At 58.5% G+C, this 15,707-nt stretch carries 14 protein-coding genes and 1 pseudogene; 3 read left to right on the plus strand and 12 right to left on the minus strand.

The features are described from left to right. Nucleotides 1-63 precede the first annotated feature (63 nt). Together FHX09_RS00535 and FHX09_RS00540 are read right to left on the minus strand one after the other, a co-directional pair. A complete protein-coding gene (locus FHX09_RS00535) occupies nt 64-2,598 on the minus strand; it encodes a multicopper oxidase domain-containing protein (protein WP_246699357.1) in 2,535 nt (844 codons plus the stop codon). A 185-nt stretch (nt 2,599-2,783) separates the two neighbouring features. Then, complete coding sequence (locus FHX09_RS00540) at nt 2,784-3,032, minus strand: recombinase family protein (protein ID WP_246699358.1); 249 nt, start codon at nt 3,030-3,032, stop codon at nt 2,784-2,786. Nucleotides 3,033-3,060: 28 nt separating this feature from the next. On the opposite strand from FHX09_RS00540, the pseudogene FHX09_RS00545 reads away from it, so the two are divergent. Next, nucleotides 3,061-3,312, plus strand: a pseudogene (locus FHX09_RS00545) (Tn3 family transposase); the annotation flags it as partial. Between the two features lie 197 nt (nt 3,313-3,509). On the opposite strand, the gene repC reads toward FHX09_RS00545, so the two are convergent. The 4 genes from repC to FHX09_RS00565 form a co-directional block, all read right to left on the minus strand. Further along, entirely contained in the window at nt 3,510-4,799 is a 1,290-nt protein-coding gene (gene repC / locus FHX09_RS00550; protein WP_183718690.1) for a plasmid replication protein RepC, read from the minus strand. Between the two features lie 151 nt (nt 4,800-4,950). Next, nucleotides 4,951-5,949 carry a plasmid partitioning protein RepB gene (gene repB / locus FHX09_RS00555; protein WP_183718692.1) on the minus strand — a complete coding sequence of 333 codons (999 nt, stop codon included), beginning with the start codon at nt 5,947-5,949 and terminating at the stop codon, nt 4,951-4,953. Continuing rightward, a complete protein-coding gene (gene repA, locus FHX09_RS00560; protein WP_007800474.1) occupies nt 5,946-7,124 on the minus strand; it encodes a plasmid partitioning protein RepA in 1,179 nt (392 codons plus the stop codon). The genes repB and repA overlap by 4 nt, the downstream gene beginning before the upstream one ends. A gap of 465 nt (nt 7,125-7,589) precedes the next feature. Further along, a complete protein-coding gene (locus FHX09_RS00565) occupies nt 7,590-8,324 on the minus strand; it encodes a hypothetical protein (RefSeq protein WP_184448994.1) in 735 nt (244 codons plus the stop codon). A 335-nt stretch (nt 8,325-8,659) separates the two neighbouring features. On the opposite strand from FHX09_RS00565, the gene FHX09_RS00570 reads away from it, so the two are divergent. Continuing rightward, entirely contained in the window at nt 8,660-10,060 is a 1,401-nt protein-coding gene (locus FHX09_RS00570) for a sensor histidine kinase (RefSeq protein WP_184448996.1), read from the plus strand. Continuing rightward, on the plus strand, nt 10,057-10,710 hold the full coding sequence (locus tag FHX09_RS00575) for a response regulator transcription factor (protein ID WP_184448998.1): 654 nt from the start codon (nt 10,057-10,059) through the stop codon (nt 10,708-10,710). Before FHX09_RS00570 ends, FHX09_RS00575 begins: the two co-directional genes overlap by 4 nt. Here the strand turns inward: FHX09_RS00575 and FHX09_RS00580 are convergent. From FHX09_RS00580 to FHX09_RS00605, 6 genes are all read right to left on the minus strand, one after another. Next, nucleotides 10,704-11,195 carry a hypothetical protein gene (locus FHX09_RS00580; protein WP_184449244.1) on the minus strand — a complete coding sequence of 164 codons (492 nt, stop codon included), beginning with the start codon at nt 11,193-11,195 and terminating at the stop codon, nt 10,704-10,706. The two genes, FHX09_RS00575 and FHX09_RS00580, sit on opposite strands and share 7 nt — an antisense overlap. A gap of 199 nt (nt 11,196-11,394) precedes the next feature. Beyond that, nucleotides 11,395-11,862, minus strand: coding sequence for an Lrp/AsnC family transcriptional regulator (locus FHX09_RS00585; RefSeq protein WP_007800464.1), 468 nt, complete (start codon nt 11,860-11,862; stop codon nt 11,395-11,397). Between the two features lie 204 nt (nt 11,863-12,066). Next, nucleotides 12,067-12,213, minus strand: coding sequence for a hypothetical protein (locus FHX09_RS00590; RefSeq protein ID WP_184449000.1), 147 nt, complete (start codon nt 12,211-12,213; stop codon nt 12,067-12,069). Between the two features lie 285 nt (nt 12,214-12,498). Next, complete coding sequence (locus FHX09_RS00595; protein WP_184449002.1) at nt 12,499-12,879, minus strand: DUF779 domain-containing protein; 381 nt, start codon at nt 12,877-12,879, stop codon at nt 12,499-12,501. 70 nt (nt 12,880-12,949) lie between these two features. Continuing rightward, nucleotides 12,950-14,458, minus strand: a complete 1,509-nt coding sequence (adh, locus tag FHX09_RS00600) for an aldehyde dehydrogenase (RefSeq protein ID WP_184449004.1) — start codon at nt 14,456-14,458, stop codon at nt 12,950-12,952. A gap of 142 nt (nt 14,459-14,600) precedes the next feature. Then, complete coding sequence (locus FHX09_RS00605) at nt 14,601-15,560, minus strand: helix-turn-helix domain-containing protein (RefSeq protein WP_184449006.1); 960 nt, start codon at nt 15,558-15,560, stop codon at nt 14,601-14,603. Nucleotides 15,561-15,707: the final 147 nt, after the last annotated feature.

Below are 15,707 nucleotides of genomic sequence, written 5' to 3' on the forward strand. Positions count from 1 at the left end.
GGAAACCATGAGAGTCCGGAAACGGCGCTCGTCGGTATAATAACACTTCGAATAACCGCCCTATCAAGGGTTCACAACGCTTCCGACCTGGACGGCCGCCTGCAACTGCGTGTTGATCCAGCCTTTCGGCACGCCTTCGGGCAGAATTTCCGGTGTGGTGAAAAACACACCGTCCTGGGTTGGATTGGGAGTTGGGGTCACCGCAGCTTGAGGCGTGCCAGCGACACCGGTCAGCAGCTGAATCCGCGCCAGCATCGAGAAATCCTCATGCACCGTGTTGTGGCAATGGTTGACGTAGGCGCCGCCGAATTCGCCAAACTGAACCTGGAAGGTGACGCTGCCGCCTTCGCCCAACCTCCAGACGTCCTTCCTCTGCAGGTTCTCGGTCGCATCGAGTTTCATTCCGTTGCGCGAAATGGTTATCCCCTCCTCGAAATGAAGGTGAATGGGATGATCCCACCCGCCGCCGCCGTTCTTGTAGGTCCAATGTTCAACCTCGCCAGGCTTCGGGATGAGCAGGGAAATCCTGTTGGCGTTCATCGAGTGGGAAGCCTCGCCGTTGACGCGAATGGTCCACGGAAAGCTGACGAATTCGCCGCAATCGGGCACGCATCCGTTGACCCCGCGGGCATCTCCCTTCCCCGACCTGCCGAATTCGACGAGTCTTGTGCGCACCGGAGCGACGATCGGAATCTGCTCAGTCAACTTGGGCGGAACCTGACTGCTGTCCGGGTCCGTGGCGCGGTGGATGACACCGGGGACATCCACGCTTTCGACTGCGCCAACCACGCGAAACTCAAGCATTGGTCCGACGACCGGATCGGAGGAAACGCCCCGCAGCGCGTTGGCCAGGCTGAGCTCCTCCTTGGGACCACGACCGTCTTCGTGACGAATCAGATTGACCACCTGTATTCTGTCACCAATGCGGAAACCGGAAAAATCAGCGACGAAGTCGTAGCGTTCGGCGATCCCCTGCAAAGGAAGCGACTTTAATGTCAGGGTGTTGACAACAAGATTTCCATCATTGGCAATAAATTTGATGGGGACGGCATTTCCCCTGGCATCCGCGAGTGCGAGTTTCAGGAATCGCGACACGCACGCGTTCAGGGTGCGGAAACGGTACTTTCGCGGCAGCACTTCGAAGAATGGCGCATAGCCGAAATTGACCAATGGCACGTCCCCGAGCATTCCGTCAGTGTCGAAAATGTCGAAGAAAAGCTGGCCCGCAGCGTCGCATACGGCATCGGAAAATATCAGATTGACGTCAAAATCGACGTTTCCCCAACCCAGCAATTTGCCGCTCGGCAGCCGTAGATTGACGCCGTCCGACAACGCCTCGTTGCCACGGTCGGGGCCGCTATAGTAGTTGATAGCGCCAAGGTTACCTTTATAGACGTTCTCCGCCGTGAAGAAGAAACGGTGATCATGCGCGAACATGCTGCCCTGCAGTTCGCGGAAATCTCCAGAGACGTTGACAAGGCTGGTGTTGTCGTCCGGTCCTGATGCCCGTCGATCGGTTGCCTGCGTGTTGATTTTGTCGCGCCGGGCAAGCGTCGTGCTCCAGCGGTAATCGTAGAACGTGCCGGGGAAATGATGCACATTCGCGGCACCATCACTCTCAGCGCCATTGTGCGCGTTGTGGAAATGAAGCTGGGTTTCGTTGCGCCCGAAGCCGTTGTTTTGGGCCCGGTCGACGGGCAGGTCGTTGTAGACGCGGGTGATGATGGGTTCGCCGTACCGGCCCTTGATCAGGAACGGGGGCAGCGTGCACTCGGCAGCCCTGCCATCGCCATAGGTCCAGACGCTGTTTGGCTGCTGGTGCGGAAAATCGTCGTGGAGGAATCCGCCGGTTCCGCTTTGGGTAATCTGGCCGAGCCTGAGTATGTAGCCGACCTTTGGAAAAAACTCGTCCCAGCGCTGATGTGCGAAGATCTCGCCGGGCGGGCGGCCTTCAATCGGCCCACGGTGTGTCAGCGGATTAACAAATGCCGGGTTCGTCGGATCGGCCGAAAAGTCGGTGTGGTAGGACAGGCGCTTTGCCGGCCGCTCGCCCAGGCGGGCGGGAAAGGCGGCATGGCCGTCGGGCGTCCGGACCATTGGCAGCGGCTTGGGCAGATGTAGCCGGCTCAGCCGCTGGGAGAATTTCCTGATGCCGAACAGCGGTGTCCGCGGCGCGCCGGTCGGAACGGCGGCGTAAGCGCTCTTGGCAAAAGGACTGAGGCCGTTTTTGCAGGCGAGATATCCGCTCGCTGTGAAAATACCCCAGCGCAGCAATTCGCGACGGGTAACTTGTTGCTGATTTAGCGCTCTGACGATCTCGGCTCGGTTTTCCCGGGCGAGGCTCGCCTCTCGCTGGCGCACATGCGACGCGTCGTGGGAAATATACATCGATCTACCCCCCCAAAAGTGGGCTTTGGCGCTCCATTCTGCCCTAACGCGAATTCTACTCTCAAAACGTAGAAGAGCAAATGCGGGCCCACATCTTTGGGGCCGTCTGCCCGCGGAAGGGTGTGGCCGATAACTTCCAAATCGACGCCCGCTGGCAGACCGAGGCAGCCCAGGACGAACACACGGAAATGCGGTATTCAACCCGCGCATCAGAGTCTGCTCAACCGTCGTTTTAAAGCTCTGTCTCCAGCCCTGCGCAGCCGCTCCAAACAACAGGCCCCATAACAAGGGAATGCCGAAGGTTTGCAGAATTTACTTTACAATGAACATCAGAGTTCATGCGCGAAAACTCGCTCTTCTGGCCCCGATAAGCTTGATCGCCGCTTCGATCCTTTTCACGTCGAGCGGTTCGCGGCCGGGCTATTTGCTTTCGCCGGCGCAGCGGCAATACGATCCTTTGTTGAGATGAGACGTCTTTCGAAATGCGCGATGGCGCCGAACACATGAAAGATTAGCTCGCCGGCGGCTGAAGACGTGTCGATCTTCTCTTCGAGGCTCAGCAGGTCGACCTGGCGATCGCGGAGCATCTTCACGATTTCGAGCAATTCCGAAGACGTCAGCTTCGACGGAAGCCGTCTGAGCATTACACCCGTGAAGGCCGTCATCTCCGGCGAAGGTGAAGTCCTGGCCAATCAAGCAGACGCAATGATACCGAGAATTCGCATTACCGAATTGCTCAACGAGGTTGTCGAGCACACTGGTTTCCTCGGCACATTCACCAATCTGCGGACCGGCGGCACGTGCCGGAACGAAAGTCCTCTTTTGGCAGCGATCCTGGCGGACGCAACGAATCTCGGGCTGTCACCCATAGCCAATGCCGACCAGGGTGTGGCGCGAGCCCAGGTCATCTGGGCCAACGACGCCTAGCAGGCATGATGTTCCCAATTGAAACCTCGCTGGATGTGCCAGCTCCGCTGCCGCTACCGTTTCGCGTTACCTGATTAGGCGACCGATCACCAAACCACGAACCTTCTGCGATATCTGCAATGCCGCGGTTCCGGCCCGGATCGATGACACACGACCCTCGGCCCGTTTCCGTTGTTGCCCATCCGCATGTGCCGCTACCCAGCCCTTCTCGTTCCGCCACCTCGCGCGCGCACAAGCGACATCAACATCGGCCCGACCGAGAATTCGCCTTTTTCCGCGCGACGTGTCAGATCTCTGAGATAACCGCCCGCCGAGTTGATGTGGCCGCCGCGCTCAAGGATGCATGCCATCACTGTTGCTGCATTCTCCGGTCCCATCGTCGTGGCTGCCTCCTCATAGGCCGACGCGCTGACAGCCAGCATCCCGCGGACAACGACCGCCGCGGCCATCATGTCCCGCCAATTGGCAATCTTGCCACCAGGCCCGTAGCTCACCATGTCGGGGCAAGCCTGCAGCACGAGACCGAGCGGGAAGGACTTCAGGCCCGAGCCGTCGTCTCTTGCACTGTTTTGCGGCCGGGCCGCACCTCGATCATCACGCTCTTGCTTTTGCCCCAGCGCAACGGTGTGAGGCTCAATCTTGAATGCCGAGTTTTCCCCCTGCTTTGTTTCTAAAGCTGGTTCAAGGTCAAAAATAGAGTCGGGGTTTGAATTATGTATGTGACGCTCATTTTGAGCGGGATTGCCGCTCGTATTTCTTGTTTTTAGCAGTGTTTCCAATCTGTTAGTGATGTCGTCGCGCAGCGTCGTCATTTCTTCAAGCGCCGTTGCAATCTGATCGGCCGTCGGCGTGCGCGGTATGGTATCGACCAGTTCCCTGAAGTAGCTGAACGCAGTTTCCCAATCGCCCGCCAGGTCTTCTTCCATCGCGGTCTCAATCAGCTTCGCAACATCCCGGCGACAAAGGCTGAACTGCTCGCGCAAACGCTGCAGGTGAAGCCGTTCCGCCGCCACCTCCGCTGCCAAGCGTTCGATTTCCTCGCAGCGTACGATCAACGGCGCCAATGAAAAGCCAAACGCCTCTCCGATCTCGCCTTGCCTGGCCCTACGGGCATAGCGTTTGCCGTTTGGACTGTCTTTGCGGATGATCAGTCCGGCGTCTACCAGCACCGCCAGGTGGCGACGGATCGTCTGTTCGGCCATGCCGTGCGAACGCAGCGAAAGCTGCTCGTTCGATGGAAAGACAACAAGACCATTTTCTTCCGATAGGACATTCTTCGGATAGAAACTGAGCAGCGCATTCAGGACTGCAAGAGCGCGATCCGTCACGCCAAGCATAGGCTTGGCTGCACACAATGACCTGTAGACTTTCCACTTGTCGACCGATTGATCGGCCTGAAGCTCGCTCGCCGCCTTCTGGCTGGCGAGCATGCCAAGCGTCATTGAACGCCGCCCAAAGGGCGTCGTCACATTTCCTGATTCCATCACCTTCACCTTGTCGAAGGCAAAAGAAATAGGCCCACCAGACTGGTGCCAACTCTTGACAGCGATTCCCGGAAATGCGATTCTCTAGCTGCTAACCTATGAGAAGGGCTTCCGTGACGGCAACGTTCGGGAGCTTTTTTCTTTTGCGGTGTTATCCTTTGCTGCTGCGTTGTGTCGACTGCACGAATTCGCTGTGAAGCGCTTCCATACGATCATTCAAGAAATCGACGAAACTCGCCGGAACAGCCTTGGTAAAGCTGATCTTGGCGCCCGTCTTCGCGTAGCTGACAGTCGCCAGAAGAAAGCCATTTGCTCGTATTTCCGTCACGGCAGACTGCGCAACCGTCGGCGCCGCTTCAGCCTTGAGCGCGCCAAGAGCGATCGCAAAGCGATCCTTTCCGGTTCCGGCCTTGTCCTCACCCAGTGATTGCCTGATGCGTGTCGCACCGTCTTGGCGCGTGGCAAAGGCATCGGCGAAGTCGATCCAGCGGCGGCGGCCGATCTCCGGCGAGGAGCCAATCGCAAGCAGTACATCTCGTGGGATCGCGGTTGCGATCCTCAGCATCTCCGACACGTGCGACTTTCCTGTTGCCAGCGATGCGCAGATCACGTCACGCCGATATCCGGCCTGTTCTTGCGACAATGCGAATGCACACTTCTCGATGAACGACAGATCATTGCGATTTGCGTTCTCTTCGCCCTGGAAGACGATTGCCTCTTCGTCACTAAGTTCCCGCACAATGGCACGGAACTTCAGTCCAAGCGCCTTGACTGCCGCCAATCGCCGCCGACCGAACACGATCTGGTAGGGCAGCCCATCGCCTTTGTGCGGCCTGATCAAGCCGGGGACAATCTGCCCGCGCTCCCTGATGGATGTCGCAATCTCTTCGATCGCCGCCTCGTCATAGGCGCCGTCGAAGCGGTCCGGGATGGTGGACGGCGCAACGTCATCGGGGTCTACCTCAACGATGTGGTCGCCGTCCTTGAGAAGCCTGTCGAGCACCTCGCCCTTTTCTTGTATCTGCCTGACGCCTGCAGCGACCTTGAGAAGGTGCGGAGACGTCGTCGGCTTGGCGACCGGCGCAGCGGTCGGTTGTTCAAGCTGGCCAAGAACATTGGCAAACATGCCACGGGAATCTTTGCGGCTCATTCGCGCCCCCATGCTGCCCAGAGCAACTTCTCGATCTCAGCATTGGCCGCGTTGATCGACTCCATCGCACGGTCGTAGGTTTTCGGTGCCGAGAACCGGGAGCGCTGCACCTCGTAGAGACTCTGCTTCCATGTCAGGGCGTCGGCAACCGCAGTTGATTTCGCCACCATGTTCAGCAACAGGTCTTCACCGAAAACCTGTCGCATCAAGGCGGTCATATTGGCCTGCGGGTGATCGTTGGCCTCGAACTTCGTCACCAGGAACTTCGCGAAATCCCACTGCGCCGAGGTTCCCATCTCGCTCAATATCTGCATGTATGACGAGGCAAGTTCGAGGAATTTCCCAGTTGAATCGACATCGAGCATGTGGGCGGGAACCGGTATGACGACGCCGGTGGCGGCGGTCAGCGACGAAAGCGTCAGGAAGTTCAGCGAAGGCGCCGAATCCATAAGAATGACATCGTAGTCGTCGGCGACCTGTTCGAGCGCCTGCGAGACCCGCAGGAGGAAGCTCGTGCCGCCGTTCTTACGCATCTCGAGAGCGACCGCTGTTTCAAACTCCGTCAGATCGAGACCCGCGCAGATCACGTCAAAGCCGGCAATATGCGTGTTGTGGACGAGCGACTTCGTCGGCTTGGGATCTAAGAAGCGGATGGCAGCATAGAGCGTTTCGTCTTCCCGAGGATCGAAATCAGGAAGGGTACCGTGCAAACTGGTAAGTGATGCCTGCGGATCAAGATCGACCGCCAACACCCGGTAGCCCTTGAGTGCCAGGTAGTGACCGAGATGGATGGTCGTGGATGTCTTGCTGGAGCCGCCCTTGAAGTTGGTGACCGCAATGATCTGGCATTCCTCGTCCTCGACACGGCGCGGGTTCATCCATTTCTTGCGCCCCTTTTCAGCCAGCATCAGGCGAAGCTCGAGGATCTGCTCGAGCGTATACATGCGACGGCCATTTGACGTCGTCTCGGGCGACAGACCCTTGTCCTTCAGAACGATCTGCCTGATATAGGCTTCCGAGACATCCAGGAGCGCTGCGACTTCCGATGAGGAGAATTTCCGCATCTCGCGGCGCGCATCGGGTGGATATTGCGCCATCGAGAGATTTTGCAGCGCGAGTTCCAATTTGGTGGAAAAGCTCTGCATGAAGTCGAGGCTGCTTAAGTGCCGGTTCACGATTCTTTCCTCAGTTCGTTTCAATAGCCTAAGCGCCGATATCGTTCGTGAAAGGTTGATGCGGTTGTTGTTTCGCCCTGGGACGATAATTCGCCCTTTTTGCGTAGTTACAGAACTAACTCGATTCGGGAGATTCGGCAAACCCTTCGCGGATGCCTGGTGTCGCCTGCATGGTGGCAGGCGCGCAGCAGAGCGCTCCTCAGCGCCTTGACGAGGAGCCTAGTGCAATTGTGGGAGTTTGGAAGAGCCTAGCAGGTGGCAGCTACCGTGACCTAGTTGTCCTCGGACTGCGACGACACGGGGTGGTAACGACGTAAAACGACGTCAGTTGGCTTATGAACCGGAGGCGCAATCGGCCCACAAATGTCTTAGGCAGCAAGATGGTTCATAGCAGGCGTAGGTAGCAGGCCACCGCGGGGCTCCTCATGTGAGTGCATCCCGCGATGACCTTGCATTTCGTAAGCCTCAGGGCTGCACGACGATCACGGCCGCTGGCGCCTCGTTTTCAACCGGCTCGCTGGCATCGGGATCGGACACAGGTTCTTTGACGGGAAGAGTATCTCTAATTTGATCAATCTTGCCGACGGCTGGTCCGACACCCAAGATGTCCTTCGCGCGTGCAAGAGCTGCGTCCGTCACAACGCCATCCTTGGTGAAGCCCGAAAGCGCGTCGCGCAGCGCTTCGTCGCCAAGAGCCGGGTCTGTAGGAATGGCGTCGGGCCCGTTCTCGGCCTCGAACTCGGCATAGGCCATCACGTAGGCCGAAACCGCCGCCATTCGCGGATCGTTGGAATGCATGTAGGCGTGGTAGTTTCTGTTGAGCGAACTCATTCCGGCAAAATCGGACTTCGGAGCTTTCGCACTGGTCGACGTGACCTTGGTCTTTGTTGCTGCTCCAGACTTCTTCTCATGCGTGAACAACGACCTCAACGTGGGGCGCTGGCTGCTGTCGCGATCCTTGCTCTTTCCATGGGTACCAGCAGCGCTCGATTTTCCGTGGTTGGAGTTGCCGCCGGCATGGCTTCCGCCACTGCCGTTGCCGCCTCCATTCCCGTTTCCACTGCCACCCCCGGAATTGCCGTTGCCGTTACCGCCCTTCGCATAGGCGATATTGGGCAAGCCCATTGCGGCGCCTGCCAACGGCGCAACTGCAATTGTTAGCGCAATAAGGCTGCGTCCAAGAATAGTGGAAATGCTCATATTAACCTCCTGGCTCAATGCCACTTCGCAATGCGTTGTTCCTTCGGCCGGAAAGCATGACGGAGAGCGGGGCGGGCTCGAAGCCAGCTTTCCGGCCTGGCGCGGTCACCCCGCGTTCCAAATCAACAACGACGTTAGCTTGCGTTCGGCATCAGTTCCACGGCGCTCAGACCATTGCTCAGCCATCTAGGACCTAGGTCTGATCCGTCACAGACCAAAGGTCTGAAAACCACTCGCTGTGACGCGATATTGTTTGACCCCTCCGAGGAAGGCGGTAATTCTGCAATTTCAATGAACTGAAGAGCCGCCGCTGGGCGGTCGATCCGAGATATCTCGTGCGGCCCCGTGAACTCATAAGACGATGGAATTCGCAATCGCTTACCAAGCAGTTTCTGCTCACCGGAGGTGTCGTATCGCTGGTGGCGATGGCTTTCGTCGGCGCGTTCGTGAGCAGTCTAATCGAGGACGCGGTCACCCGTAATTCCGCGGCGTCGACGGCCCTCTATGTCGACAGCGTGATCGCGCCCCTCCTGCCTGACATGCTCGCGGGCCAGGAGCTCGACGATACTGTCTCCCGCGCACTCGACGAGACCCTCGGGCAGGGCGCACTTGGAAACCGCCTGATGTCGTTTAGGCTTTGGCGCGCGGACGGCACCGTTCTTTACTCGAACGACAAAAGCATGCAAGGAAAGCGCTTCGAACTAAGCGACGATCTCAGGACGGCTTTTTCCGGCAAGATGGTCGCCCAATTCGATCGCCTGGAAGACCCGGAGGATCAGGCCGAGCGGGCCAGCGACAAGCCTCTGCTTGAAATCTACAATCCTGTTCTGCAGCCATGGTCGGGGCAGGTCGTCGCCGTCTCCGAATTCTATGAAGTAGCCAACGATTTCCAGCGCAGCCTCAATCGGGCGCGCTTGCATAGCTGGATGGCCGTTGCGGCGTTCACGCTCGCCTTTTTCATCGTTCTGTCGGCCATCGTCTTGAGAGGCAGCAGGACCATCGAAGAGCAGCGGCGCGCTCTGAGACGCCGCATTGATGATCTTTCCGCACTATTGTCGCAAAATCAGGCGCTGCGGGCGCGCGTCCAACGCGCGTCTCAGCGCGCCGCGGCGCTCAACGAGAGCCACCTGCGGCGCATTGGCGCCGACCTTCATGATGGACCGGCGCAACTCGTCGCGTTTGCTTCGCTACGCCTGGACAGCAATATGCTGGTCGATCCTGCGACGCCCGCGACATTACGCGAACGCGAAATTGCAGCCATCAAGGCAAGCCTCGACGAGGCCATGCATGAGATCAGGACGATCTGCAACGGCCTCGTGTTGCCGCAGATCGAGGCAGCGAGCCTGCCAGAGATATTGGAGCGCGGCGTCCGTGCGCATGAACAGCGAACCGGATCACGCGTTGATTTATCGATAGCAGAAGCGCCCGAGCATCTCTCGCCCTCCGCAAAGATCTGTATCTACCGCTTCGTGCAGGAAGGGTTGAACAACGGCTACCGCCACGGCGGCGGCATAGAACAACGCGTGGTGCATCGCATGGAAGGTGACCGCATCAGCATTGAGGTTTCTGACGGCGGTTCCGGTTTTAATCCCGATGACGTCGGGCCCACCAGCCTCGGCCTTGCGGGTCTCAGAGAGCGGATCGAGAGCCTTGGGGGGACCTTCCATCTCCAATCGTCCGCACAAGGCACCATTGTCAGCATGTCGCTCAGCAACGAGGAGATTACCCAGGCATGACAACAGCAATTCGCGTCGCGGTGATCGATGACCACCCGTTATTCAGGGAGGGGGTAACTCGCAGCCTTTCGGAGATCGACGGATTTCAAATCGTCGCGGAAGGAAGCACGAAGGACGATGCGATCAACGTGGCTGAGAATCTGCAGCCGGATGTCCTGCTTATGGACATTTCCATGCCTGGCGGCGGTTTGAACGCGATCGCTCCAATTCTGGAAACAGTACCCTTACAGAAGATTGTCATGCTCACGGTTTCCGAGTCCAGCGACGACGTTACGGCTGCATTAAACAGCGGTGCAAAAGGGTATGTGTTAAAGGGCGTCGGCTCCAGGGCACTTGCCGAAATCATCCGTAGCGTGGCGGCCGGCGAAAGCTATGTCGCCCCGGCACTATCAGCACGGCTGCTTTCCAGTCGCTCTTCGCCCGCTCCCAAGCGATCCTCGGCTATTGTGGCACTGACCCCGCGTGAACAACAGGTCCTGCAACTCGTCGCGTCCGGTTTGAGCAACAAGCATGTCGCACGCAAGCTCGATCTTCACGAAAAGACCATAAAACATCACATGACCCAGATCATGGCCAAGCTTGGTGTCGCCAACCGAACGGAAGCGGCGATGGCACTGCGAGATGCCATCGACGGGCGCGAGGATCAATGAGAAAAGGATTCGAGGCGCGTTTCATCCGCTGAGGTCGCGCGCCGGTTGACAATCGTGCGCCCCCTGGCGTCTTTCATGATGTAACGGCCATTCCTTATAACTTCGCTCATGCCATCCCGGTGACGAACTTCCATCGCTGAGCTGTCTTCATCGTCGGGATCAGTCGTCGAGCCACTGCCGGTTTTGGTGCCGCTGCTCGATCTGCCGCCGCTATTCCCGTTGCCGTGGGCATTTCCTCCACTGTTGCTGCTTCCTCCACCGTTGCCATTGCCATTGCCATTGCCGCCGCCACTATTGCCTCCGCCGTTTCCATTGCCGTTGCCGCCACCATTGCCGTTGCCACCTTTGGCGGCCTCGGCAGTCTGGAGATCAAGCCTAAGCGAGGCGCCTGAGACCACGATCTTGTACGGCATCGCCACCAGCGATAGCGCGATTGATGTGCAGCACAGGGCCGCAACAAATTTTCGACGTGCGAGTATCGTCATTCCTATGCATTCCAAGATTCCTGCCTGGAATTTGCCCATGGCTCGACCGGATCGTCAATTCGCAATCGCCATTTTCAGACCTTTCCTCGATGGCGGCAGGACGTTTGTCCGGCTAGCCTAGGACCAAGGTCCGGGGATTTCAGTTGAGGAAACACGACTGAGGTAACGCAAGACATCGACACCTTGTAAGATACGCCGCTCACACCGGCACCGACGTCGAGTACTTGACCCGCTTCAAGGCGAAATGCGACGAGGATGTCGATACTGCGTGGTGTGTCAGAATCCCTTGCATAAGCAGCCGTTCATAGTCCTGAACATCGGCGACGGCGACCCGCAGCAGATAGTCCCAATCGCCCGACATCGAATAGCATTCGAGCACCTCCTCGTGACTTTCCACGAAGCGCTCAAACTCACTTCTCGCGACCGGATCATGTGCCTTCATCCGCACTTGGCAAAACACGGTCAGACCACGACCAACGGCCTCGGGGCTGACTAGCCGCACAGTCGGCCCAAGCATGCCAGCTGCCTCCAGCGCCTTGATGCGCCGCCAGCATGAGGCGCTCGATGCCCCGACCCGCTCGGCCAACGCGGCGTGGCTGAGACTGCCCTCACTTTGAAGCAGTCTGAGAATCTTTCGGTCGACATTGTCGATTTCGGGCATTTTCATCGGAATCTCTCATTTCGCGACACGTACGTTTCTCATGCTACGACACTTCCGGCGAAACTCTGCATTCAGAACGGGTTTTGCATGCCGTTCCGTTCACAGAGTAGCGCGGTTCGTCGGAGATGAAAGTCTGAATGGGAGAGCTTTATCAGAACGCGCTGGACCTGCCGCGGTCAGCCGCACGCCTTTGCGCCGGAGGAACAGACGTCAGACCGGGGCGCTGAAAAAAGTAAAATAAGCCCATGCCGCTAGGAACAACGCAAGAATAGCCACTGCAATCGCGAGCTTGCGAAGGCCTGGCCGCGGCGGCCGCGGCGGCTTGCGACGTTGGAATTGAATGACGTTATCGTTCATCTACAGTTTCTCCTCGTGCCGCATCATACGCTGTTTCGGGCGAGCAACAGCAGATGTCAAAGAGAAAAAGGCGCTCAACCCTTTCGGGGAGCGCCTTTTCTGTCCCGGACAGCGAACGCGACACATCCAGAGGACATGTCTGCAGGCTATCGATACGGGTGGTGAGCGCTAAATGGCATCGTTGCCGCCAAATATCAAGTCGGAACCCAAACTTTTTACAACATCCGTCGCTCGGCCCGCGTTGCACAGGCAGGCTTGCGTTGTCTGCTGCCTTTTTGCCTCGCCCTACTTGTCGCGCCAACCCTCTTGGTCACGGCCCGGCGCAAGCATGCGGGAACGGGTAAGGAAGCGCTTTTCTCGGCCGTTTTCGAGCGAGAACATGCCGCCGCGCCCCGGCACCACGTCGATGATCAGTTGTGTGTGCTTCCAGGCCTCGAATTGACTGGCGCTGATATAGACAGGGACGCCTGCGATCTCGCCGAGCTTGACGTCGTGGTCGCCGACAATGAAATCATCAGCCGGATAGCACATCGGCGATGAGCCGTCGCAACAGCCGCCAGATTGATGAAAGAGTATGTCCGGATGATCTTTCCTGATCTCCTCGATGAGTGCGATCGCACTGTCTGTTGCGGTCACGCGTGGCTGGGCATTATTCGTTGTTTCCATCACCATCTCTCCTGAAGCGGCCCGCTCCCGTTATGGGAGCGAACCGTTGATCGCGCGCAAACGACTGCTCTCAGAAGAAGCCGAGGGCCTTTGGGCTGTAGCTCACGAGCATGTTTTTCGTCTGCTGATAATGGTCGAGCATCATCTTGTGGGTTTCACGACCGATGCCCGACTGCTTGTAGCCGCCAAAGGCTGCATGCGCCGGATAGGCATGGTAGCAATTCGTCCATACACGACCGGCCTGGATGTCGCGACCGAAGTGGTAGCAGCGGTTGGCGTCGCGGCTCCAGACGCCGGCGCCGAGACCGTAGAGCGTGTCGTTGGCGATCTCGAGTGCTTCCTTTTCATCCTTGAAGGTGACTACGGACACGACCGGCCCGAAGATCTCTTCCTGGAAGATCCGCATCTTGTTGTGGCCCTTGAAGATCGTTGGCTTGACGTAGTAGCCGTTGGCGAGCTCGCCGCCGAGATCATTGCGCGTGCCGCCCGCCAGCACTTCAGCGCCCTCCTGCTTGCCGATGTCGAGATAGGCGAGGATCTTCTCCAGCTGCTCGTTCGATGCCTGAGCGCCAATCATCGTTGCCGCGTCGAGAGGATTGCCTTGCTTGATGGCTTCGACACGCTTGACCGCTCTTTCCATGAACCGGTCGTAGATCGATTCCTGGATAAGTGCACGGCTGGGGCATGTGCAGACCTCGCCCTGGTTCAGCGCAAACATGGCGAAGCCCTCCAGCGCCTTGTCCAGGAAGTCGTCATCCTCGGTCATGACGTCAGCAAAGAAGATGTTCGGTGACTTGCCGCCGAGTTCAAGCGTCACCGGGATGAGGTTCTGGCTGGCATACTGCATGATCAAACGACCGGTCGTCGTTTCGCCAGTAAAGGCAATCTTGGCGATCCGCGGGCTGGACGCCAGGGGTTTGCCGGCTTCAAGACCGAAACCGTTGACGATATTGAGGACACCCGGCGGCAACAGATCACCGACGAGTTCGGCCCAGACCAGCAATGACGCCGGGGTCTGCTCCGCCGGCTTGATCACGACGCAATTGCCGGCGGCCAGTGCGGGAGCAAGCTTCCATGCCGCCATCAAGATCGGGAAGTTCCAGGGGATGATCTGGCCGACAACACCGAGCGGCTCGTGGAAGTGATAAGCTACGGTATCGTGGTCAATCTCGCCGATAGAACCTTCCTGCGCGCGAATGCAGGAGGCGAAGTAGCGGAAATGGTCGATCGCCAGAGGGATGTCAGCAGCCATCGTCTCGCGGATCGGCTTGCCGTTGTCCCATGTTTCGGCTTGCGCGAGGAGCTCTAGCTTATCCTCCATGCGCTGGGCGATCTTCATCAGAATATTGGACCGCTCGGCGACCGACGTCCTGCCCCATTTCTCCCTGGCGGCGTGTGCAGCATCAAGTGCGGCATTGACATCCAGTTCACTGGAGCGGGCCACCTCGCAAAGCTTTCCTCCGGTAACGGGCGTGATGTTGTCGAAGTAGCGCTCCTCGATCGGCTCGCGCCATTCTCCGCCAATGAAGTTGCCATATCTCGTCTTGAACGGCGACTCGACGATCTTCTGATGCAGCATTTGATCCTCCTCCTTGAAAGGGCCAGGTTCGGAGCGAACCGGTGAGAGGAAACTGCGCGCGTTTTACAACGGGAGAAAGTTACCCTGGAGAATACCGCAGTGCACAGTGTCGCACCCGTGCGACAAGCCAGCGCCAAGGCTGTCAATGCAGATTGAGCCGCTTCATCTTCCTGTGCAGCGTTGCCCGGCTCATGCCGAGTGCAACGGCAGCCTGAGACACATTTCCGCTTGAGCGCGAAAGGGCGCGCACCAAGGCTGCCCGTTCTGCCTCAACAAGATCCTCGTCTGCGGCAATGCTCTGCTCCTGAAGGGCATCGGCGGCGGGCAGCCCCACCGAAATACGCCGATCATCAAGCTGCAGGGCCAGCCGTGCGGCGCGGGTAGCGCCGAGGACGAGATCATGTCGGTTGACAGCGAGCAGCGCTGCCGTTGGGTTGCTGGCGGCAGGTACCATGACGAAGCGGGCTCCGGCAAAGGCGCTTCTGAAGAGATTGATTTCAATGCGCAGGGCCGCGTCACGAACCATCTGACCGAGGATTCCCAACGTGACCTCGTTCACCTCGTCGCGACACGTCGATATGTCGAGCGCGGCGGCCAGTTGGCCACGATGATCCCTGATCGGCGCCGTCGTGCAACTCAGATTGATATTCGAACTAAAGAAGTGCTGATCTCGCAAGATCGTCACTGAACGCTCGTCGGCAATCGCGGTCCCGATGCCATTGGTGCCAATGCTCGCTTCGGTCCAAACGGAGCCGGTCCACAGGCCCAATTCATGAAAATGCTTATCATCGCCAGCCACACCGCGGCGTTCGAGCGCCACGCCGTTGTGATCGGTCAATATGAGGCAACAACCGCTCTTGCCCACCGTCGCAAACAAACGATCGAGTTCGGCAGACGCGTCGGCAATGAGTTTCCCGGAGGCTTCCCGAGCCTTTTTCAGCTCCTGTTCGGAAAGTCGAAGCGGCGCGCGCATTTGCTCCGGGGCGAGCCTGTGCATGGCAATGCACCGCCGCCAGGACGCGACGATGGATGAGTTGGCTGCCGCCGAATCCCCCTGGGTACACGTGTAGACGTGCTTCGCATGCGCAGCGAGTTCACCCATTGGCTCCTCCGACCAATTGTGAGACCAACTTGGCGCAAAGGCGTCGCTTTGGCAATTCCAGGCCCGGGGACGCAGGAGGTGATAGAAAAGATTGCAGGGCGCCAACTGTCGCAGTATTGCGACAGACAGCCCATCGCGCCCCTGGTG

The organism is Rhizobium sp. BK538 (genome assembly GCF_014197575.1).
GTDB lineage: Bacteria > Pseudomonadota > Alphaproteobacteria > Rhizobiales > Rhizobiaceae > Rhizobium.

Coding starts and splice junctions, on each gene's coding strand:
- repB (WP_183718692.1), bottom strand. CDS start 5,949: ATGAGCCGCAAAGATTCCCGTGGCATGTTTGCCAATGTTCTTGGCCAG.
- FHX09_RS00585 (WP_007800464.1), bottom strand. CDS start 11,862: ATGAAAATGCCCGAAATCGACAATGTCGACCGAAAGATTCTCAGACTG.
- FHX09_RS00565 (WP_184448994.1), bottom strand. CDS start 8,324: ATGAGCATTTCCACTATTCTTGGACGCAGCCTTATTGCGCTAACAATT.
- FHX09_RS00590 (WP_184449000.1), bottom strand. CDS start 12,213: ATGAACGATAACGTCATTCAATTCCAACGTCGCAAGCCGCCGCGGCCG.
- adh (WP_184449004.1), bottom strand. CDS start 14,458: ATGCTGCATCAGAAGATCGTCGAGTCGCCGTTCAAGACGAGATATGGC.
- FHX09_RS00580 (WP_184449244.1), bottom strand. CDS start 11,195: ATGACGATACTCGCACGTCGAAAATTTGTTGCGGCCCTGTGCTGCACA.
- FHX09_RS00540 (WP_246699358.1), bottom strand. CDS start 3,032: ATGCTCAGACGGCTTCCGTCGAAGCTGACGTCTTCGGAATTGCTCGAA.
- FHX09_RS00535 (WP_246699357.1), bottom strand. CDS start 2,598: ATGCGCGGGTTGAATACCGCATTTCCGTGTGTTCGTCCTGGGCTGCCT.
- FHX09_RS00605 (WP_184449006.1), bottom strand. CDS start 15,560: ATGGGTGAACTCGCTGCGCATGCGAAGCACGTCTACACGTGTACCCAG.
- FHX09_RS00575 (WP_184448998.1), top strand. CDS start 10,057: ATGACAACAGCAATTCGCGTCGCGGTGATCGATGACCACCCGTTATTC.
- FHX09_RS00595 (WP_184449002.1), bottom strand. CDS start 12,879: ATGGAAACAACGAATAATGCCCAGCCACGCGTGACCGCAACAGACAGT.
- repC (WP_183718690.1), bottom strand. CDS start 4,799: ATGGAATCAGGAAATGTGACGACGCCCTTTGGGCGGCGTTCAATGACG.